Below are 18,777 nucleotides of genomic sequence, written 5' to 3' on the forward strand. Positions count from 1 at the left end.
TGTGGAACAACGAAGCGCGCACCTTAACATTGGTGTATGACAGCCGGATGACCTGCTATCATCGTGGGCTCAAGCGGGCGATCCCCGCGCACAACAACGGGATATGAAAATGACTATCGGTATCGGCGGCAAAACCATCGACGAGGCGCTGGCCTCCCTGTCGGACATGACCGCGGGGGCGGTCCCCATCGGCAAAGACGAACACCTGCAGCGCATCGCGCGCGCGCAAGCCTACATGCGGGCGCAGGGCATCGCCGCCGTCTACCTCAACGCCGGCGCCAACCTGACCTACTTCACCGGCACCAAGTGGCACGCCAGCGAACGCATGGTGGGCGCCATCCTGCCGGCGCAGGGCGCCATCGAATACATCGCCCCCGCCTTCGAAGAGAGCACGCTGAAGGACTTCATGCTGGTGGACGGCGCCGTCAACTGCTGGCACGAGCACGAAAGCCCGTACGCCCTGTTCATCGCTGTGCTGAAACGCATGGGCATCGCGCCGAATTCCGCACAGCCGCCGCGCGTGGGCATCTGCGAAAGCGCCGCCTTCTTCATCTACGACGGCATCCGCCCGCTGGCCGAAGGCTACGCGCTGGAGAACGCGCGCGCCGTCACCGCCCACTGCCGCACCCGCAAATCGGCGGCCGAAATCGCCCTCATGCAGCGCGCCAAGGACATGACGCTGGCGGTGCACATCGCCGCCGCCAGCATCCTGCGCGAGGGCATCACCACCAAGGAGGTGGAGGAATTCATCGACCGCGCGCACCGCAAGGTCGGCGCGCCGGGCGGCTCCTACTTCGTGATCGTGCTGTTCGGCGAGGCCACCGCCTACCCGCACGGCGTCAGCTACGTGCAGACCCTGAAGCCCGGCGACACGGTGCTGATCGACACCGGCTGCAAGCTGCACAACTACATCTCCGACATCACCCGCACCTACGTCTACGGTCCGATCAGCGCGCGCCAGCGTTCGGTGTGGAACAGCGAAAAGAAAGCGCAGGCGGCCGCCTTCGCCGCCGCCCAGCTGGGCGTGCCGTGCGAGGCGGTGGACGCCGCCGCCCGCCGCGCGCTGGAGGCCGACGGCTTCGGCCCCGGCTACAAGCTGCCCGGCCTGCCGCACCGCACCGGCCACGGCATCGGCCTCGACATCCACGAATGGCCCTACCTGGTGGGCGGCGACAAGACGCCGCTGGACGTCGGCATGTGCTTCTCCAACGAGCCGATGATCTGCATCCCCGGCGAATTCGGCGTGCGCCACGAGGACCACTTCTACATGACCGCGGCCGGCCCGAAATGGTTCACCGAACCGGCCCACAGCATCGACGACCCGTTTGGCTTGAACCGTTAAACTCACCCGGAGGCTCACCATGAAGCGCGTGACTGGCATCGGCGGCATTTTCTTTTATGCGAAGGATCCCAAGGCGCTGGGCGCGTGGTACCAGCGCCACCTCGGCATCGACGTGCAGCCGTGGGGCGGCGCCGCGTTCGAGTGGCGCGACGACAGCGGCCAACCGGTCGGCGGCACCACCGCGTGGTGCATCAGCGCCGCCGACAGCAACGCCTTCGCGCCCGGCGCCAAGCCGTTCGTGGTCAACTATCGCGTGCACGACCTGGCGGCGCTGCTGCAGGCGCTGCGCGACGAGGGCTGCGAGGTGCTTGATAAGACCGACGAGTCGGAATTCGGCAAGTTCGGCTGGGTGATCGACCCCGAGGGCAACAAGGTCGAGCTGTGGCAGCCGCCGCCGGGCCAGTGACTCAGCCCTGCACGCGCTTCAGGCGGAAGTAAAAATAGTACGGCGCGGTCACCTGCAGCGCGCCGTCGACGGCGCGCTTGATCACCACCCGGTTGGAATCCCAGCGCAGCCAGCGCGGACCGCGCCGCACGTACACGCTGCCCTCGGCGCTCTCGCCGGCCGCCACGAAGCCGGCCTGCTCGACGCGGCCGACAAAGCTGTCGCCGTGCTGCGCCGCCACACTGCCGTGAACCGGCAGGCAGGCCAGCAGCGACGGCAGGCTGCCGCCGATGGCGCCGCACAGCGCACCGCGCCAGAACGGCGCCGCCGCTTCCGGCGCCAGCAGCAGCCAGATCACCACGATGACGCCGATGATGCCGCCGAAAATCAGCCAGTCGCGCGCGGTGAGCAGCGGGCTGGCCCCCATGGATTGTTTGATGAAGGTTGATCTCATGCCGACATCATACTCCGCTTCATCACCAGCGTCAGGATGTCGTAGCTGGCCACCAGCTCGTCGCGCTGGTTGGTCACCTGCACGTCCCACGCCACCACGCCCTGCCCCACGCCCCTGTCATCGACGCGGTTGCGGTCGACCTTGCGCTTGCAGGTCAGGCGCGCGCGGATGGTGTCGCCTATCGCCACCGGCGCCACGAAGCGCAGATTGTCCAGCCCATAGTTGGCCAGCACCGGCCCCGGCGCCGGCGACACGAACAGACCGGCCGCCGCCGACAGCACGAAATAGCCGTGCGCGATGCGCCGCCCGAACTGGGTGTCGCGCGCCGCCACCTCGTCGAAGTGCATGTAGAAGTAGTCGCCCGAGACGCCGCCGAAGTTGACGATATCGGCCTCGCTGACCGTGCGCCGGTGCGTCAGCAGCGAATCGCCGATCGCCAGATCCTCGAAGTGCTTGCGGAACGGATGCACCTCGCTCTCCCGCACCGCCGCCCCGCGCACGTACTCGCCGGTCACCGCCGCCAGCATGGTGGGCGAGCCTTGCAGCGCCGCCCGCTGCAGGAAGTGGCGCACCGCGCGCATGCCGCCCAGCTCCTCGCCGCCGCCGGCCCGTCCCGGGCCGCCGTGCTTGAGCTGCGGCAGCGGCGAGCCGTGGCCGGTGGAATCGACCGCCGCCTCGCGGTCCAGCACCAGCACGCGGCCGTGCGAGGCCGCCGCCACCGGCACCGCGTACGCCGCGATCGCCGGCTCCTTGGTCACCAGCGTCGACACCAGCGAACCCTTGCCGCGCGCGGCCAGCGCCAGCGCCTCGTCGATGCCGTGGTAGCCGATGATGGTGCTGACCGGCCCGAACGCCTCCACCTCGTGCACCGCCTCGTTGCGTGGGTCGCGGCACAGCAGCAGGGTCGGCGCGAAGAACGCGCCCTCGGCCACGCCCTCGCCCAGCGGCGCGAAGCCGTCGCGCGCGCTGAACACCACCTCGTTGCCGCGCGCCAGCTGCTCGACGCGCTGCGCCACATCGCGCTGCTGATCGCGCGACGCCAAGGCGCCCATGCGCACGCCCGCCACCGACGGATCACCGACGCTGACCTTGGCCAGCCGCTCGCGCAGGCGCGTGCCCACCGCGTCCACCATGTGGTCCGGCACGATGATGCGGCGGATCGCGGTGCACTTCTGCCCCGCCTTGCCGGTCATCTCGCGCGCCACCTCCTTGACGAACAGGTCGAACTCGGGATCGTCCGGCGTCACGTCCGGCGCCAGAATGGCACAGTTGAGCGAATCCGCTTCCGCGGTGAAGGGCACCGAGTTGGCGATCAGGTTGCGGTTGGCGCGCAATTTGGCCGCCGTGTCGGCGGAACCGGTGAACGTCACCACGTCGGCGCCGCCCAGCCGGTCCAGCAGGTCGCCGGTGCCGCCGATCACCAGCTGCAGCGCGCCTTCCGGCAGCAGGCCGGATTCGTGCATCATGCGCACCAGCGCCTCGGTCAGGTAGCTGGTGGCGCTGGCCGGCTTGCCGATGCACGGCATGGCCGCCAGGAAGCTGGGCGCGAATTTCTCCAGCAGCCCCCAGACCGGGAAGTTGAAGGCGTTGATGTGCACCGCCAACCCGCCGCGCGGCACCAGGATGTGGGTGCCGGCGAAGCCGCCATTCTTGCCCAGCACCATGGCCGGGCCCTCGTGCAGCACGTTGGACGACGGCAGCTCGCGGCTGCCCATGCTGGCGTAGGCGAACAGCGTGCCAGTGCCGCCCTCGATATCGACCCAGCTGTCGGCGCGGGTGGCGCCGGTCTGGTGCGAGATGGCGTACAGCTCCTCCTTGCGGCCGAGCAGATACAGCGCCAGCGCCTTGAGCCGCGCCGCGCGCTGCTGGAAATTCAGCTGCATCAGCGCCGGCACGCCGGTCTTGCGGGCGTAGCTGACGGCTTCGTCGAAGTCGATGCGGTCGGCGTGGGTGTGGTAGATGACGGCGTTGGTCAGGGCGCTGTGCAGCGGCGTGGCCGCCTCGCCGCCGATCCAGCGGCCGCCGATAAAGCTTTGCAGTGTTTGTGGCATGGTGCGGTCTCCGTTAATTGGTCTGATGCGGCGCGGCTAGGCGCTGGCATTCTTGTGCAGGTGGAGCGGCAGCGCGCTGTCCCACGCGATGCGCTTGCGGTCCGGCTCGGGCGCGCTCAGGGCTTCGGTCTCGCGCATGGTGTGCATCGAGCGCACCGCCAGCTCCTGATACTGCGCGGTGCCGTCGGTCTTCCATTGAATCTCGTCGTCGCTGAGCGCTCTCGCCACCTTGGCCGGCGATCCGACCGCCAGGCTGCGCGGCGGGATCTCCATCCCGGCCCGCACGAAGCTCATGGCGGCCACGATGCTGTCCGCGCCCACCACCGCGTTGTCCATGATCACGCTGTTCATGCCGACCAGCGCGTTGCGGCCGACGCGGCAGCCGTGCAGCACCGCGCCGTGGCCGATATGCCCGTCCCGCTCGACCACCGTGTCGCAGCCGGGGAAGCCGTGCATGACGCAGGTGTCCTGCAGGTTGGCGCCCTCCTCCAGCACCAGCCGCCCGAAGTCGCCGCGCAGCGCGGCCAGCGGGCCGACGTAGCAGCGCGGGCCGACGATCACGTCGCCGATCAGCACCGCGCTCGGATGGACGTAGGCGGTCGGATGCACCACCGGCGTCACGCCATTGATTTCATAGACCTTGACCATGTCAGCCCCGCTGGCGCAAATCGACCACGCGCCGCGCCTTGCCGGTCAGCGTGCGCTCGATGCCGTTCGGCGGCAGCGGCTTGACCCGCGTGCTGACGCCGACATGGGTCTTGATGCGCTGCTCCAGCTCGCGCGCCAGCGCCTCGGCCTCGGCGGCCGGCGTCTCCGGCCGCAGCTCGGCCAGCACCTCCAGCTGGTCCAGATGCCCCTCGCGGCTGACCACCAGCTGGTATTGCGGCGCCAGCTTCGGCATCCTGCAAATCAATTCCTCGATCTGCGACGGGAACAGGTTCACGCCGCGGATGATCAGCATGTCGTCCGAACGGCCGGTGATCTTGCCGATGCGGCGCATGCCGCGCGAGGTCGGCGGCAGCAGGCGCGTGAGGTCGCGCGTGCGGTAGCGGATGACCGGCAGCGCCTCCTTGCTGAGGGAGGTGAATACCAGCTCGCCCTCCTCGCCGTCCGGCAGCACCTCGCCGGTTTCGGGGTCGATGATCTCCGGGTAGAAGTGATCCTCCCAGATCACCGGCCCGTCCTTGCTCTCGATGCACTCGCTGGCCACGCCCGGCCCCATCACCTCCGACAGGCCGTAGATGTCCACCGCGTCGATGCCGGCGCGCCGCTCGATCTCGGCGCGCATGGCGTCGGTCCACGGCTCGGCGCCGAAGATGCCGACCTTGAGCGGGCTGGCCGCCGGGTCCAGGCCCTGGCGTTGGAATTCCTCGATGAGATTGAGCATGTACGACGGCGTCACCATGATGACGGAAGGCCGGAAGTCCTGGATCAGCTGCACCTGCTTTTCGGTCTGGCCGCCGGACATCGGCACCACCGTGCAGCCCAGCCGCTCGGCGCCGTAATGCGCGCCCAGGCCGCCGGTGAACAGGCCGTAGCCGTAGGCGATGTGCACCATGTCGCCGCGCCGGCCGCCGGCCGCGCGGATCGAGCGCGCGACGACGTTGGCCCAGGTGTCGATGTCGTTCTGGGTGTAGCCCACCACGGTCGGCTTGCCGGTGGTGCCGCTCGACGCGTGCACCCGCACCACGCGCTCGCGCGGCACGGCGAACAGGCCGAAGGGATAGTTGTCGCGCAACTCCTTCTTGGTGGTGAAGGGGAATCTGGCGATATCGGCCAGCGTGCGCAAATCGTCCGGGTGGACGCCGGCGGCGTCGAAGGCGGCGCGGTAGTGCGGCACGTTGTCGTAGGCGTGGCGCAGCGACCAGCGCATGCGTTGCAGTTGCAGCGCTTGCAGCTCGTCGCGGCTGGCGCGCTCGATCGGTTCCAGCTCGGATGGCGCGGGCATGCGTTGGACCATCGGTGCCTCCTTTATATGACTGCACCGCTGACGCGGTGCGATTTGCCGCGGAACAGGGCGATGGTGCGGCCGTCCTGGCTGGTGACTGTGACGTCGTAGATGCCGGTCTTGCCGGCCAGCGCCTGCTCGCTGGCGGTGGCGGTCAGGCGATCGCCCTCGCGGCCGGGCGACAGGTAGTCGATGGTGCAGCCGGCGCCCACGGTGGTGAGGTTGTAGCTGTTGCAGGCGAAGGCGAAGGCGCTGTCGGCCAGCGCGAAGATAAAGCCGCCGTGACAGGTCTGGTGGCCGTTCAGCATGTCGGCGCGGATGGTCATCGACATGCGCGCGTAGCCCGGCGCCACGGCGTCGACGGTCATGCCCAGCGCCTGAGAGGCGGGATCGCGCGCGAACATCGCCGCCGCCACGGCCTCCGCCAGCGCCTGCGCGTCCGCCAGCGCCTGCGCATTCGCGTGCCCCGCCAGGCCGGCCGGCGAGGTGGCGGCTTGGGGCGGCGCGGCGGCGGTGTCGCTCAGCTTAGCCATGGAAACGCCCTCCGCCGGCGTGCTTGCGGCGCAGCAGCGGCGAGACGCGGTAGCGGTCCTCGCCATAGCTGGCGGCCAGGTTGGCCAGCACGCGCACGATCTGCTCGATGCCGATCGCGTCCGCCCACGCCAGCGGCCCGCGCGGGTAGTTGACGCCTTTCCGCATCGCGATGTCGGCGGCGGCCGCGCCGCACACGCCCTGGTTGACCGCGTCCGCCGCCTCGTTGGCCAGCATGGCGACGGTGCGCATCACCGCCATGCCGGGCACGTCGTCCAGCCGGGTGACGGTGAAGCCGGCCGCCTGCAGCAGCCCGACCACCGCGTGGTATGCGGCTGGCGCGCACTGGTCGGCGCGCGCCACGGCGATGCGCGTGGCGGCGCCGTAGTCCAGCGCGAGGTCGAACAGCACCGTGTCCGGATGCTGGTTGTCACGCGCGCGCTGCGTGGCGCTGCGGCCGTCGGTGAGGTAGATGGCCGCGCCGTTGCAATGGAAGGCCGGCGCGTCGTCGTGGGCGCCGGCGTGGCGTATCGTCTCCGGCATCTTGCGCTGAGCGATCTCGATGCCGGCCGCGCGCAGGCGGTCCGCCAGCGCGTCGACCACCGCTCCGCCCACCGCATGCGCCGCGCCCTGCTCGATGGTGTAGCTCACATATTCCGGCTTCGGCTGCGGCGCCTCGGCCTGCGCAAGCGGCGCGGTCGCGTGGTCGCCGTACTGATAGCAACCACGCCCCGCCTTGCGGCCAAGGAAGCCGGCGTTGACCATCTCCTGCTGCAGCACCGACGGCGTGAAGCGCGGATCGCCGAAGTAGGCGTTGAAGACCGATTGCGTGACGGCGAAATTCACGTCATGCCCGATCAGGTCCATCAGCTCGAAAGGCCCCATGCGGAAGCCGCCGGCCTCGCGCATCACGGCGTCGATGGTGGCCGCGTCGGCCGCCTGCTCGCCCAGCAGGCGCCAGCCCTCGGCGTAGAACGGCCGCGCCAGCCGGTTGACGATGAAGCCCGGTGACGAGCGCGCGTGCACCGGGCTCTTGCCCCACGCCGCCGCCGTGTCGGACACCGTCGGCGCCACGCCGGCCTCGGTGGCCAGCCCGCTCACCACCTCGCACAGCGCCATCAACGGCACCGGGTTAAAGAAGTGCATGCCCGCCACGCGCCCCGGCAGCCGCAGGCCGGCCGCGATGGCGGTGACGGAGATCGAGGAGGTGTTGGTCGCCAGGATGCAGTCGTCCGCGACGATCTCCTCCAGTTGCGCGAACAGGGCGCGCTTGGCCGCGAGATCCTCCACGATGGCCTCCACCACCATGCCGGCGTCGCGCACCTGATCCAGCGTGGCGGCGGCGTGCAGGCGCGCGATGGCGCCGGCGCGGTCGGCGGCGCTCATGCGTTCCCTGGCCACCAGCTTGTCCAGCGCCGACGCGATGCCGGTGATCGCCTTGTCCACCGCCTCCGGCCGCGTATCGTGCAAGCGCACCGTGTAGCCGGCGACCGCCGCCACCTGCGCGATGCCGGCGCCCATGGCGCCGCCGCCGATCACGGCGACCACCCGTCCAGTATCCAGCGCCGCCATCTCAGCGCCCCTTGAACTGTGGCGCGCGTTTTTCCATGAAGGCAGCCACGCCCTCGCGGTAATCCTCGCTGCGACCCAGTTCGCTCATCATGCCGCACTCCAGCGCCAGCTGCTGCTGCAGGCTATTGTGGCCGCTGGCGTGCAAGGCCTGTTTGGTGAAGGCCAGTCCCTTGGTCGGCGCGCTGGCGAAGTGGCGCGCCATGGCCTGCACCTCGGCGGCGAAATCGGCGTCGGGGATGGCCTTCCAGATCAGGCCCCAGGCCTCCGCCTTCTCGGCGCTGAGTTTTTCGCCGGTCATGGCCAGCCCCATGGCGCGCGCGCTACCCACGAGGCGCGGCAGGAAGTAGGTGCCGCCGGTGTCGGGAATCAGGCCCAGTTTGCAGAACACTTCGACAAAGCTGGCCGAGTGCGCGGCCAGCACGATGTCGCACGCCAGCGCGATGTTGGCGCCGGCGCCGGCCGCCACGCCGTTGACGGCGCCGATCACCGGCAGCGGCAATGCGCGCAGCGATTGCACCAGCGGCGCGTAGTTCTTTTCCACCGAGTCGCCCAGGTCGACCGCGCGCGCGCCCGGCTCCACCGCGCGGTCCAACAAATCCTGCCCGGCGCAGAAGCCGCGCCCGGCGCCGGTCAGCACCAGCACGCGCGCGCTGCCGTCGCCGGCCGCGGCGGCCGTGCGGCGCAGCGCGTGGCGCACCTCTTCGTGCATGGCTTGCGTGAAGCTGTTCAATTTGTCCGGGCGGTTGAGCGTCAGCGTGGCCACGCCGTCGCGCAGGTCGAACAGGATGTTGTGGTAGTCCATGGGGGTCTCCGTTTTATTCCGCCTGGTCGAAGTCGATGACGACTTTGGCGGTGGTGGGGAAGCTCTGGCAGCTCAACACGTAGCCGCGCGCGATCTCGTAATCCTCCAGCGCGTAGTTGACGTCCATGTCGACCTTGCCCTCGATGACCTTGCAGCGGCAGGTCGAGCACACGCCGCCCTTGCAGGAGTAGCGCATGTCGAGGCCCGCGCGCAGGCCCGCGTCCAGCAGCGATTCCTTGTCCTGCTCCATGGTGAAGCTGGCGGCGTTGCCGTCCATGATGACGGTGACTTCGGTGTGCTGGTGGGCGACGCCGGCGGCGGGGCGCGGCTGGTGCGCGTGCTTCGGAACGCTGGCGGCGAACAGTTCGGTCTTGATGGCCGACTTCGGCATGCCGGCTTCCCGCAGCGCCTCGGACACGCCCAGCATCATGTCTTCCGGGCCGCAGATGAAGGCGACGTCGACGTCGTCCGCGCGCACCCAGTGGCGCAGGAATCGCGCGGCCTTGTCCTTGGTGATGCGGCCGTTGAATAGTTCGATATCCTGCTGTTCGCGGCTCATGACATAGGCGATTTTCAGGCGTTCGAGGTGGCTGTCCTTCAGGTCCGACAGTTCTTCCTTGAAGATCACCGACGACGAGGCGCGGTTGCCGTAGAACAGCGTGAAGCGGCTGTGCGGCTCGGCCGCCAGCGTGGTCTTGATGATCGACAGGATGGGCGTGATGCCGCTGCCGGCGGCGAACGCCAGGTAGTGCTTGCGGTTGGCCGCGTCCAGCGGCACGTTGAAGTGGCCCATGGGCGGCATCACCTCCAGCGTCTGGCCGGCCCGCAGGGTGTCGTTGGCCCAGCTGGAAAACAGGCCGCCGGGCGTGCGCTTGATGGCCACGCGCAGCGCGCCGTCCTGCACGGCCGAGCAGATCGAGTACGAGCGGCGCACGTCCTCGTCGCCTATCTTCGCGCGCAGCGTCAGGTGCTGGCCCTGCTGGAAGCGGAAGCTGTCGCGCAGCGCCGGCGGCACGGCGAAGGTGACGGCGATGGTGTCGCGGGTTTCGTTGCGCACGTCGGCGATGGTCAGCGGGTGGAATTTGCTCATGATCGGTTCAGTGGCACTTGAAGTAGTCGAAGGGCTCGCGGCAATCCAGGCATTTGTAGAGCGCCTTGCAGGGCGTGGAGCCGAACTGGCTGGTGATTTCGGTGTGCGTGGAGCCGCAGCGCGGGCAGGCGACGCGTGGCGCGGCCGGCGCCGCGCGGCGCGAGACGGCGGCCAGCGCGGCGCCGCCCGCGCGCAGGCCGCTGGTGTCGATCACCTGCCGCGCCGGCGGGGCGATGCCGTAGCCGCGCAGGGCGGCCTTGCCGGCCTCGCTCATCCAGTCGGTGGTCCAGGCGGGCGAGAGCTGGTTGTGCAGGCGGACCGTGGCCACGCCGCGCGCGTGCAGCGCGTCGGTGATGGCGTCGGCGATGACTTGCATGGCCGGGCAGCCGGAGTAGGTCGGGGTGATGGTGACGTCGCAGCCGCCATCGGCGGCCACGCGCACCCCGCGCACGATGCCCAGGTCGACGATGCTGATGACCGGGATTTCGGGATCGGGCACCTCGCCGAGCCAGGCCAGGATTTGCTCGGCATGGGCTCCGGCGTTCGCCGCAGCGACGGCGGGGGCGTTCATGGCTGGCGCGCCGTTACCACGCCGCGCCCGGATAGGCGCGCTGAAGGAACTGCATCTCGGCCAGGATGTAGCCCAGGTGCTCGCTGTGGCGGCCTTGCTTGCCGCCCCGCTGCATCCAGGCGTCGGCCGGCGGCATGCTCAGCGTGGCCTCGGCCAGCACCTCGCCCACGTGCGCCAGCCATTGCGCGCGCAGCGCCTCGGCCGGCGGCGCCACGCCGGCGGCCACCATGGCCTCGTCGACCGCGTCGTAGGCGAACACCTCGCCGCTGTACATCCACAGGGCGTCCACCGCGGCCTGGGTTTTCGCGTGGCTGACGGCCGTGCCGTCGCCCAGCCGCACCATCAGGTCGCCGCTGCGGCGCAGGTGGTAGGTGACCTCCTTGAGCGACTTCTCGGCGATGGCGGCGATGCGCGCGTCGCTGGCGCGCGTCAGCCCCTCGATCAGAAAATAATGCCAGGCGTCGAAGAGGAATTGCCGCACCAGCGTGTCGGCGTAGTTGCCGTTGGGCTGCTCCAGCAGCAGGCAGTTGCGGAACTCGTGGGCGTCGCGCAGATAGGCCAGCTGATCCTCGTCGCGCCCCGCGCCCTCCAGCTCGGCCGCGTATTCGTACCACATACGCGTCTGGCCCAGCAGGTCGAGCGCGACGTTGGTCAGCGCCATGTCCTCCTCCAGCGCCGGGCCCTTGCCGCACCACCGCGACAGCTGCTGGCTCAGGATCAGGGCGTTGTCGCCCAGCCGCAGCAGGTAGTTGACTTTGTTGTCCATGGCGCCCGCCCTCCCTACAGGTTCTTGACTTCTTCCGGCATCGGGAAGAAGGTCGGGTGGCGGTAGACCTTGCTGTTGGCCGGCTCGAACAGCGCGCCCTTGTCGGCCGGGCTGCTGGCGACGATGTCGGCGGCGCGCACCACCCAGATGCTGACGCCCTCGTTGCGCCGGGTGTAGACGTCGCGCGCGTTGTTGATCGCCATTTCCGCGTCCGGCGCGTGCAGGCTGCCGACGTGCTTGTGCGCCAGCCCGTGCTGGCTGCGGATGAAGACTTCCCACAGTGGCCATTCCTTGCTCATGCCGCGCGCTCCTTGTGTTTGTCCGCGTGCGCCACCAGCGCCTCGCGGAACCATTCGCCGTCCTCCCAGGCCTGGACCCGCGTTTGCAGGCGCTCGCGGTTGCACGGGCCGTTGCCCTTGAGGACGTTGTGGAACTCGGCCCAGTCGATGGCGCCGAAGTCGTAATGGCCGGTTGCCGCGTTCCAGCGCAGCGCGGGGTCGGGAATGGTCAGGCCCAGGTATTCCGCCTGCGGCACGGTCTGGTCGACCATGCGCTGGCGCAGCTCGTCGTTGGAGAACAGCTTGATGCGCCACTGCGCCGACTGCGCGCTGTTGACCGATTCCGCGTCCGACGGGCCGAACATCATCAGCGACGGCCACCACCAGCGGTTCAGCGCGTCCTGCGCCATGGCCTTCTGCGCCGGCGTGCCGCGGCACAGCGCCAGCATGATGTCGTAGCCCTGGCGCGCGTGGAACGATTCCTCCTTGCACACGCGGATCATGGCGCGCGCGTACGGGCCGTAGGAGCAACGGCACAGCGGGATCTGGTTGATGATGGCCGAGCCGTCCACCAGCCAGCCGATGGCGCCCATGTCGGCCCAGCTCAGGGTCGGGTAGTTGAAGATGCTGGAGTATTTGGCCTTGCCGCTGTGCAGGGCGGCCAGCAGCTCGTCGCGCGACACGCCCAGCGTCTCGGCGGCGCTGTACAGGTACAGGCCGTGGCCGGCCTCGTCCTGGATCTTGGCCAGCAGGATGGCCTTGCGCTTGAGCGTCGGCGCGCGCGTCACCCAGTTGCCCTCCGGCAGCTGGCCGACGATCTCCGAATGCGCGTGCTGCGAGATCTGGCGTATCAGCGTCCTGCGGTAGGCCTCCGGCATCCAGTCCTTGGGCTCGATGCGGACGCCGGCGTCGACGCGGGCCTGGAAGGCTTGCTCCTCGGGACTCATGTCGGCGGCCGCGCGCACTTGCCTGAGGCCGGTCTCCACCAGTTGTGCGTACATGGCTGTCTCCTCCTTCGCCACATCATACGATACGGATTTTATTTTAGCTACGATTATTTTGAGTCATATTAAAATAATGCGTCACGTTAATTTTTGCGCCGCGCAGCGGGTAAACTGGCGCTTCCGCGTTTAGCTTAATCAACCCTCTATGAATTGCAACGACTGGATCGCCGGCTTCCTGGCCACCGACCCGCCGCGCTCGAAGTCGCTGGTGGTGACCATCTTTGGCGACGCCATCGTGCCGCACGGCGGCATGGTGTGGCTGGGCAGCCTGATCGAGCTGCTGGCGCCGTTCGGGGTCAACGACCGCCTGCTGCGCACCTCGGTGTTCCGGCTGGCGCAGGAGGGCTGGCTGGGGGCCCAGCGCGACGGCCGCCGCGCCTCGTACGCCATCACGCCGGAGGCCATGGCGCGCTTCGTGCACGCCTACCGCCGCATCTACGCGCCGCCGAATGTGCACTGGGACGGCAGCTGGACCCTGGTGCTGAACGGCGACGGCGCGCTCAACGCCGCCGAGCGGGCGGCGGTGCGCAAGGAGTTGCTGTGGGAGGGCTATAGCGTGATCGCGCCCGGCATCATGGGCCACCCGGCCGCCGACGGCCCGGCGCTCGACGAGCTGTTGAGACGGCTGGGCGTGGCCGGCAAGCTGTTCGTGGTGCAGGGCAAGTCGATGCGCCAGGTCAGCGCCCGTCCGCTGAGCGACCTGGTGGCCGAGGGCTGGGACGTGGCCGGCGTGGCCGAAGGCTACAACAAGTTCATCGCCCAGTTCCAGCCGCTGCTGGCGGCCTGCGCGCAGGCGCTGACGCCGGAGCAGGCCTTCGTGGCGCGCACCCTGCTGATCCACGCCTACCGCCGGGTGCAGCTGCACGACCCGCAGCTGCCGGTGGAATTGCTGCCGACGCCGTGGCCGGGCGCGCTGGCCTACCAGCTGACGCGCGACATCTACCTGCGCGTGTACGCGGCGGCCGAGCAGCACATCGAGACCGCGCTGCGGCGCGAGGACGCCGCCGCCACCACCGCCGAAGCCGCCTTCTTCGACCGCTTCGGCGGCCTGGCCTAGCCGCGCGCCACCATCGGGAAGGCGGCCGGGTCGCGCAGCGAAGCGACGCTCAGGTCGACGTCCAACGCGGGCCAGTAAAGATGTCCGACGCTGGGCCGCCGCACCTCGCCGATCTGCTCGGCGGTGGCGCCGGCGAACCACGGAAAGTCGGCAAAGCCGGCGTACAAGCGCTCGTCGCCAAGATCGACCCAGAAGCCATGCCCCGACAATTCAAGGATTCTTACTGGATGAGAAGTAGCTTCGCCACGCATCTTTTAGCTCCGATTGGTTGTTTTTTACGAAGTGCTCGACGGTGCGCAATTGGCGCGACGATAAGCCCCGGTTTTCTGCCAGGCTGACCTCCGGCGACAGCCAGAATTTCGCCTCGCCGTCTGGGTGAGACACATGAACATGGATGCGAGTTTCCTCGCGCGGGTAAAAGCGAGGGTGGAAATCCGGCAGCGCCTGGCGCGACCCTGTATCATGTCGGCTCCGCGCCACAAGCGCGACCTCCTTTCCACATAGAATTCACCAGGATTCCGCCATGCCTATCAAAATCAGCCAGCAGTTCGACGCCGGCGCCATCGAGGTGGTGCGCGCCGACGACCCGGCCGCCATCGACCTGAACATCCGCAAGGATTCCCACGCCGACATCGTCCAGTGGTTCTACTACCGCGTGCAGGGCGCGCAGGGCACGCCGCTGACCATGAACTTCCTGAACGCCGGCAACGCCGCCTATCCGGACGGCTGGAAGGATTACCAGGCCGTGGCCAGCTACGACCGCGACACCTGGTTCCGCGTGCCGACCACGTATGACGGCCAGGTCATGACCATCAAGCACACGCCCGAGTACGACAGCGTCTACTACGCCTACTTCGAGCCGTACTCGTGGGAGCGCCACCTGGCGCTGCTGGACAACGCCCAGCTGTCGCCGCTGGTCAAGCTGGTCGACCTCGGCAGCACGGTCGACGGCCGCGACCTCAACATGCTGGTGATCGGCGATCCCGAGGCCGCGCAAAAGGTCTGGGTCATCGCCCGCCAGCACCCGGGCGAGACCATGGCCGAGTGGTTCGTCGAGGGCTTGGTCGAGGCCCTGCTGGACCCGGCCAACCCGTTCGGCCGCCAGTGCCTGAGGGAGGCGGTGTTCTACGTGGTGCCGAACATGAACCCGGACGGCTCGGTGCGCGGCAACCTGCGCACCAACGCCGCCGGCGCCAACCTCAACCGCGAATGGCTGAACCCGACCATGGCGCGCAGCCCGGAGGTGTTCCTGGTCAAGCAAAAGATGCACGAGGTAGGGGTCGACCTGTGCCTGGACATCCACGGCGACGAGGGCTTGCCGTACGTGTTCGTGGCCGGCAGCGAGTCGCTGCCGGACTTCACGCCGGACCAGGCCGAGGCGCAGCAATACTTCATCGACAATTTCCTGATCGCCAGCCCGGACTTCCAGGACGAGTTCGGCTACGGCGAAAGCCCGTACACGGAAGAGACGCTGACCATGGGCTCGCCGCACATCACCCACGCCTTCGGCTGCCTGTCGCTGACGCTGGAGATGCCGTTCAAGGACAACGCCAACGATCCGGACCCGGACACCGGCTGGAACGGCGCCCGCTCCGCCGAGCTGGGCAAGGCGATCCTGCAGCCCGTGCTGCAATCGCTGCTGGCGCAGCAATAAGCCAGACCCTGCGGCGCCACAAGGCGGGCGCCGCAGGGAAAAATACACTGGACCTCAGGCGGCGCACTGGCGCGCCGCGTCTGGAGGTCCATCATGTTGCCCCGCTCCCATTGGCGCCATCGCGCGCGCCGCGCCGTCCCGCTGCTTGTGCCGCTGCTTGTCTTCCCGCTGCTCCCCATCCTGTTGTGCGCGTGCGCCACGCCCTACCGTCCGCCGCTGCTGCCCGACACGCCGCCAGCGGTGTTCCCCGGCTTGATCGACCTGGCCGCGCAGGCCGGCGGCCGCGAGGCCGATGTGCTGTTGGTGCACGGCATCTGCACCCACGATGCCGGCTGGCTGGACCAAGTGCTGCCGCAACTCACGCGCGCGCTGCGCGACGCCAGCACCCCGGCGCCGGCGCACGCGGCCGGCATGGACGGCATGGCGCCGGCCGTGCAAATCGTGCCCGCCACCATCGCCACGCCGGCCGGCCGGCTGCGTTTCGACGCGCTGATCTGGTCGCCGCTGACCAGCGCCCTCAAGCGCCAGCTGTGCTACGACCAGAGCGCCAAGTCATCGCTGTGCGCCGGCACCCCGCCCTACCCGTACACGCGGGCGCGGCTCAACGCGCGCTTCAAGGATGGATTGATCGACGACTGCCTGCCGGACGCCCTGATTTACGCGGGCGCGGCGCGCGAAACCATGCAGCTGCGCATGCGCGAGGCGGTCTTGCAAGTGCTGTCCGGCATGCGGCCGGAGGCGCCGCTGGTGGTGATCTCGCACAGCATGGGCAGCAAGATCCTGTTCGATACGCTGTTGCGCATGAGCGATGAGCCGGCCGGATCGCCGGCGGCGGCGCTGGCGCGGCAAGCGCTGCGGCGCATGCGCTTGCTGATGATGGCCGCCAACCAGATTCCGTTGCTGTCGCTGGCGGAGCAGCAGCTGGCGGCGCCTGAGGCACCGGTGCGCGCCGCCGCGCCGCCGCCCGACAGCCTGCAAGCGCTGCTGCGCCTGCGCCATGCGGCCCGCCAGGGCGCGGCGGACGGCAACCGCCTGACACTGGTCGCCTTCACCGATCCCAACGACCTGCTGTCCTACCCCCTGCCGCCCGAGCGCTACGCGGCGGAAGGGGTCACGGTGTACAACATCCTGGTCTCCAACGCGCCCACCTACCTCGGCCTGCTGGAGCGCCCCGACACCGCCCACCTCGACTACCTGGGCAACCCCGACGTCGGCCGCCTCATCGCCTGCGGCCAGCCGGTCAGCAAACTATGCGACGGCGCACACCCATAGGGTTTGCCTTCCACGGTCACCGCCTATTTTTGCCTATTTCTGCCTATTGAATGCCTATTTTTTTGCATCTTTTTTGCCGAACTTCCCTATGAGAGGCAGAGTCTAACCATTAGAAAAATAGGCATTTTATAGGCACGAATAGGCGAAAATAGGCACCCACCATGAAAAAGACCCACAGGGTATATCTCGAACTGGACTACCAGATGCGCAAACGCGAAGACCTGCGCTCGAAGGAAGAAATTACGCTCATCGCGTTGCAGGAATGGATGGCGCGGCACTATGGCCAACCGACCGAGCACGGCTATCAATGGAAGGACTTGTTCCTGCCGCACGGCACCAGCCTGCGCATCAGCCATCGCGGCATGTGTTACTTCGCGCAAGTGGAAGGCGACCTCCTGATCGCCGATGGCAAGATCGTCACCCCCAGCGCCTGGGCGACCGAGGTCTGCGGCAGCGTGCGCAACGCATGGCGTGACATCTATCTCCGCCGCAACTACCGCGAAGCCTGGACGCAGGCCAGCGCGTGGCGCGCCGCCGCCGGCGAGCGGCCGAAACGCCCCGGCGTCGAACGCCGGCTGCGCGCCCGCCGCATCACCGATTAAGAACCGGCCACCACCATGTTCTCGATCAGGATCGAGCCGGTGGACTTGGTGCCGCGCACCAGCACGTCGTTGCCGACCGCCACGATCTGCGCCAGCATGTCCTTCATATTGCCGGCGATGGTGATCTCCTCCACCGGATACTGGATCACGCCGTTCTCCACCCAGTAGCCGGCCGCGCCGCGCGAGTAGTCGCCGGTCACGTAGTTGGTGCCCTGCCCCATCAGCTCGGTGACCAGCAGGCCGGTGCCCATCTTGCGCAGCATGCCGGCGAAATCATCCTCCGGCCGCGTCAGCGACGAGGTCAGCGACAGGTTGTGCGAACCGCCGGCGTTGCCGGTGGTCTTCATGCCCAGCTTGCGCGCCGAATAGGTCGACAGGAAATAGCCCTGCACCACGCCATCCTTGACCACGTCGCGCTTGACCGTGCGCACGCCCTCCTCGTCGAACGGCGCCGAACCGACCGCGCCGATCAGGTGCGGGTCCTCGTGGATCTGCACGTGCTTGGCCAGCACCTGCTTGCCCAGCGAATCGAGCAGGAAGGTCGACTTGCGGTACAGCGCGCCGCCCGAGGTCGCCTGCACGAAGGCGCCCAGCAGGCCGGCCGCCAGCGGCGCCTCGAACAGCACCGGGCAGGTGCGGGTGTCGATGCTGCGCGCGTTCAGGCGCGCCAGCGCGCGCTCGGCCGCGTAACGGCCGATGGCCTCCGGCGACGACATCTTGGCCGCGTCGCGCACCGACGAATACCAGTCGTCGCGCTGCATGTGCTTGCCCTTGCCGGCGATCGGCGCCACCGACAGCGTGTGGCGCGAGTACGGATAGCCGCCGATGAAGCCGCGCGAATTGGCCGCCACGAAGTGCGATTGCTGCACGTGCACGCCCGCGCCCTCCGAATTGGTCACGCGCGGATCGACCGCGAACGCGGCCGCCTCGGCGCGCTGCGCCAGCGTCACCGCCTCCTCGGTCGAGATGTCCCAGGGATAGAACAGTCGCAGGTCGCGCGGGTTCATCTCCAGCTGGTCCTCGTCGGCCAGGCCGGCGCAATCGTCGTCGGCGGTGAAGCGCGCGATGTTGTAGGCCGCCTCCACCGTCGCCTTCAGCGCCGCCGGCGAGAAATCGGAGGTCGAGGCGTTGCCGCGGCGCTGGCCAATGAACACGGTCACGCCCATGCCCTTGTCCTTGTTCTGCTCGATGGTCTCGATCTGGCTCTTGCGCACCGACACCGACAGGCCGCTGCCCTCGCTGATCTCGACGGCGCAATCGCTGCCGCCCTGGGCTTTCGCGTAGCCCAGCACATCGCGTGCGAGCTGCTTTAACTGGTCTTGGGTGTGGGTAAAATGGGTATCGCTCATGGGCTGTTTTCTTCGGATGGCCGCTAAAACAGTTATCATAGCAGTCGTT

At 68.6% G+C, this 18,777-nt stretch carries 21 protein-coding genes; 6 read left to right on the forward strand and 15 right to left on the reverse strand.

Annotation, left to right across the window (positions count from 1 at the left end):
• The first annotated feature begins 115 nt into the window (after positions 1-115).
• Together FHW83_RS06755 and FHW83_RS06760 are read left to right on the forward strand one after the other, a co-directional pair.
• Positions 116-1,342, forward strand: a complete 1,227-nt coding sequence (locus tag FHW83_RS06755) for a M24 family metallopeptidase (protein ID WP_373997185.1) — start codon at positions 116-118, stop codon at positions 1,340-1,342.
• A 19-nt stretch (positions 1,343-1,361) separates the two neighbouring features.
• Entirely contained in the window at positions 1,362-1,748 is a 387-nt protein-coding gene (locus tag FHW83_RS06760; protein WP_176645612.1) for a VOC family protein, read from the forward strand.
• 1 nt (position 1,749) lies between these two features.
• Here the strand turns inward: FHW83_RS06760 and FHW83_RS06765 are convergent, their stop codons facing one another.
• Genes FHW83_RS06765 through paaA form a run of 12 tightly spaced genes read right to left on the reverse strand, consistent with a single transcriptional unit; the run spans position 1,750 to position 12,791 of the window.
• The gene (locus FHW83_RS06765) at positions 1,750-2,181 is read right to left on the reverse strand and encodes a hypothetical protein (RefSeq protein ID WP_176645613.1); all 432 of its coding nucleotides are present in this window, start codon (positions 2,179-2,181) and stop codon (positions 1,750-1,752) included.
• Positions 2,178-4,232: a phenylacetic acid degradation bifunctional protein PaaZ gene (paaZ, locus tag FHW83_RS06770; protein WP_176645614.1), complete on the reverse strand. Its 2,055-nt coding sequence runs from the start codon at positions 4,230-4,232 to the stop codon at positions 2,178-2,180. The genes FHW83_RS06765 and paaZ overlap by 4 nt, the downstream gene beginning before the upstream one ends.
• A gap of 36 nt (positions 4,233-4,268) precedes the next feature.
• The gene (gene paaY, locus FHW83_RS06775; RefSeq protein ID WP_176645615.1) at positions 4,269-4,880 is read right to left on the reverse strand and encodes a phenylacetic acid degradation protein PaaY; all 612 of its coding nucleotides are present in this window, start codon (positions 4,878-4,880) and stop codon (positions 4,269-4,271) included.
• 1 nt (position 4,881) lies between these two features.
• Positions 4,882-6,192 carry a phenylacetate--CoA ligase PaaK gene (gene paaK, locus FHW83_RS06780; protein ID WP_176645616.1) on the reverse strand — a complete coding sequence of 437 codons (1,311 nt, stop codon included), beginning with the start codon at positions 6,190-6,192 and terminating at the stop codon, positions 4,882-4,884.
• Positions 6,193-6,203: 11 nt separating this feature from the next.
• Positions 6,204-6,713, reverse strand: coding sequence for a hydroxyphenylacetyl-CoA thioesterase PaaI (gene paaI, locus FHW83_RS06785; RefSeq protein ID WP_176645617.1), 510 nt, complete (start codon positions 6,711-6,713; stop codon positions 6,204-6,206).
• A complete protein-coding gene (gene paaH, locus FHW83_RS06790; RefSeq protein ID WP_176645618.1) occupies positions 6,706-8,283 on the reverse strand; it encodes a 3-hydroxyacyl-CoA dehydrogenase PaaH in 1,578 nt (525 codons plus the stop codon). Before paaH ends, paaI begins: the two co-directional genes overlap by 8 nt.
• 1 nt (position 8,284) lies before the next feature.
• Complete coding sequence (gene paaG / locus FHW83_RS06795) at positions 8,285-9,085, reverse strand: 2-(1,2-epoxy-1,2-dihydrophenyl)acetyl-CoA isomerase PaaG (protein ID WP_176645619.1); 801 nt, start codon at positions 9,083-9,085, stop codon at positions 8,285-8,287.
• A 13-nt stretch (positions 9,086-9,098) separates the two neighbouring features.
• The gene (gene paaE / locus FHW83_RS06800) at positions 9,099-10,175 is read right to left on the reverse strand and encodes a 1,2-phenylacetyl-CoA epoxidase subunit PaaE (RefSeq protein ID WP_176645620.1); all 1,077 of its coding nucleotides are present in this window, start codon (positions 10,173-10,175) and stop codon (positions 9,099-9,101) included.
• A gap of 7 nt (positions 10,176-10,182) precedes the next feature.
• Positions 10,183-10,746, reverse strand: coding sequence for a 1,2-phenylacetyl-CoA epoxidase subunit PaaD (paaD, locus tag FHW83_RS06805; RefSeq protein ID WP_176645621.1), 564 nt, complete (start codon positions 10,744-10,746; stop codon positions 10,183-10,185).
• Between the two features lie 13 nt (positions 10,747-10,759).
• Positions 10,760-11,512 (reverse strand): 1,2-phenylacetyl-CoA epoxidase subunit PaaC, encoded by a 753-nt coding sequence (gene paaC, locus FHW83_RS06810; protein ID WP_176645622.1) that lies wholly within the window; start codon positions 11,510-11,512, stop codon positions 10,760-10,762.
• 14 nt (positions 11,513-11,526) lie between these two features.
• Complete coding sequence (gene paaB / locus FHW83_RS06815; protein WP_155467427.1) at positions 11,527-11,811, reverse strand: 1,2-phenylacetyl-CoA epoxidase subunit PaaB; 285 nt, start codon at positions 11,809-11,811, stop codon at positions 11,527-11,529.
• Positions 11,808-12,791, reverse strand: coding sequence for a 1,2-phenylacetyl-CoA epoxidase subunit PaaA (gene paaA, locus FHW83_RS06820; protein ID WP_176645623.1), 984 nt, complete (start codon positions 12,789-12,791; stop codon positions 11,808-11,810). The genes paaB and paaA overlap by 4 nt, the downstream gene beginning before the upstream one ends.
• Positions 12,792-12,939: 148 nt before the next feature.
• On the opposite strand from paaA, the gene paaX reads away from it, so the two are divergent.
• Positions 12,940-13,851 (forward strand): phenylacetic acid degradation operon negative regulatory protein PaaX, encoded by a 912-nt coding sequence (gene paaX, locus FHW83_RS06825; RefSeq protein ID WP_176645624.1) that lies wholly within the window; start codon positions 12,940-12,942, stop codon positions 13,849-13,851.
• On the opposite strand, the gene FHW83_RS06830 is transcribed toward paaX, so the two are convergent.
• Both FHW83_RS06830 and FHW83_RS31290 read right to left on the reverse strand, forming a co-directional pair.
• Positions 13,848-14,102, reverse strand: coding sequence for a DUF2442 domain-containing protein (locus tag FHW83_RS06830; protein ID WP_176645625.1), 255 nt, complete (start codon positions 14,100-14,102; stop codon positions 13,848-13,850). The two genes, paaX and FHW83_RS06830, sit on opposite strands and share 4 nt — an antisense overlap.
• Positions 14,062-14,331, reverse strand: a complete 270-nt coding sequence (locus FHW83_RS31290) for a DUF4160 domain-containing protein (protein ID WP_373997172.1) — start codon at positions 14,329-14,331, stop codon at positions 14,062-14,064. Before FHW83_RS31290 ends, FHW83_RS06830 begins: the two co-directional genes overlap by 41 nt.
• A gap of 43 nt (positions 14,332-14,374) precedes the next feature.
• On the opposite strand from FHW83_RS31290, the gene FHW83_RS06840 reads away from it, so the two are divergent.
• The 3 genes from FHW83_RS06840 to FHW83_RS06850 all read left to right on the forward strand — a co-directional run bounded on the left by FHW83_RS06840 (position 14,375) and on the right by FHW83_RS06850 (position 17,379).
• On the forward strand, positions 14,375-15,505 hold the full coding sequence (locus FHW83_RS06840) for a carboxypeptidase family protein (RefSeq protein WP_176645626.1): 1,131 nt from the start codon (positions 14,375-14,377) through the stop codon (positions 15,503-15,505).
• A gap of 93 nt (positions 15,506-15,598) precedes the next feature.
• The gene (locus tag FHW83_RS06845) at positions 15,599-16,777 is read left to right on the forward strand and encodes a hypothetical protein (RefSeq protein WP_176645627.1); all 1,179 of its coding nucleotides are present in this window, start codon (positions 15,599-15,601) and stop codon (positions 16,775-16,777) included.
• Between the two features lie 161 nt (positions 16,778-16,938).
• Positions 16,939-17,379, forward strand: a complete 441-nt coding sequence (locus FHW83_RS06850; protein WP_176645628.1) for a hypothetical protein — start codon at positions 16,939-16,941, stop codon at positions 17,377-17,379.
• Here FHW83_RS06850 and pmbA read toward each other — a convergent pair.
• Positions 17,376-18,728, reverse strand: a complete 1,353-nt coding sequence (pmbA, locus tag FHW83_RS06855) for a metalloprotease PmbA (protein ID WP_176645629.1) — start codon at positions 18,726-18,728, stop codon at positions 17,376-17,378. The genes FHW83_RS06850 and pmbA overlap by 4 nt on opposite strands.
• Positions 18,729-18,777 lie beyond the last annotated feature (49 nt).

The organism is Duganella sp. SG902 (assembly GCF_013376005.1).
In the GTDB taxonomy this organism is placed as follows: Bacteria; Pseudomonadota; Gammaproteobacteria; order Burkholderiales; family Burkholderiaceae_D; genus Rugamonas.

Coding starts and splice junctions, on each gene's coding strand:
- paaA (WP_176645623.1), bottom strand. CDS start 12,791: ATGTACGCACAACTGGTGGAGACCGGCCTCAGGCAAGTGCGCGCGGCC.
- paaH (WP_176645618.1), bottom strand. CDS start 8,283: ATGGCGGCGCTGGATACTGGACGGGTGGTCGCCGTGATCGGCGGCGGC.
- paaE (WP_176645620.1), bottom strand. CDS start 10,175: ATGAGCAAATTCCACCCGCTGACCATCGCCGACGTGCGCAACGAAACC.
- paaY (WP_176645615.1), bottom strand. CDS start 4,880: ATGGTCAAGGTCTATGAAATCAATGGCGTGACGCCGGTGGTGCATCCG.
- paaZ (WP_176645614.1), bottom strand. CDS start 4,232: ATGCCACAAACACTGCAAAGCTTTATCGGCGGCCGCTGGATCGGCGGC.
- paaC (WP_176645622.1), bottom strand. CDS start 11,512: ATGGACAACAAAGTCAACTACCTGCTGCGGCTGGGCGACAACGCCCTG.
- paaI (WP_176645617.1), bottom strand. CDS start 6,713: ATGGCTAAGCTGAGCGACACCGCCGCCGCGCCGCCCCAAGCCGCCACC.
- paaG (WP_176645619.1), bottom strand. CDS start 9,085: ATGGACTACCACAACATCCTGTTCGACCTGCGCGACGGCGTGGCCACG.
- FHW83_RS06760 (WP_176645612.1), top strand. CDS start 1,362: ATGAAGCGCGTGACTGGCATCGGCGGCATTTTCTTTTATGCGAAGGAT.
- FHW83_RS06765 (WP_176645613.1), bottom strand. CDS start 2,181: ATGAGATCAACCTTCATCAAACAATCCATGGGGGCCAGCCCGCTGCTC.
- FHW83_RS06845 (WP_176645627.1), top strand. CDS start 15,599: ATGTTGCCCCGCTCCCATTGGCGCCATCGCGCGCGCCGCGCCGTCCCG.
- pmbA (WP_176645629.1), bottom strand. CDS start 18,728: ATGAGCGATACCCATTTTACCCACACCCAAGACCAGTTAAAGCAGCTC.
- paaB (WP_155467427.1), bottom strand. CDS start 11,811: ATGAGCAAGGAATGGCCACTGTGGGAAGTCTTCATCCGCAGCCAGCAC.
- FHW83_RS06830 (WP_176645625.1), bottom strand. CDS start 14,102: ATGCGTGGCGAAGCTACTTCTCATCCAGTAAGAATCCTTGAATTGTCG.
- FHW83_RS06840 (WP_176645626.1), top strand. CDS start 14,375: ATGCCTATCAAAATCAGCCAGCAGTTCGACGCCGGCGCCATCGAGGTG.
- paaK (WP_176645616.1), bottom strand. CDS start 6,192: ATGGTCCAACGCATGCCCGCGCCATCCGAGCTGGAACCGATCGAGCGC.
- paaX (WP_176645624.1), top strand. CDS start 12,940: ATGAATTGCAACGACTGGATCGCCGGCTTCCTGGCCACCGACCCGCCG.
- FHW83_RS06850 (WP_176645628.1), top strand. CDS start 16,939: ATGAAAAAGACCCACAGGGTATATCTCGAACTGGACTACCAGATGCGC.
- paaD (WP_176645621.1), bottom strand. CDS start 10,746: ATGAACGCCCCCGCCGTCGCTGCGGCGAACGCCGGAGCCCATGCCGAG.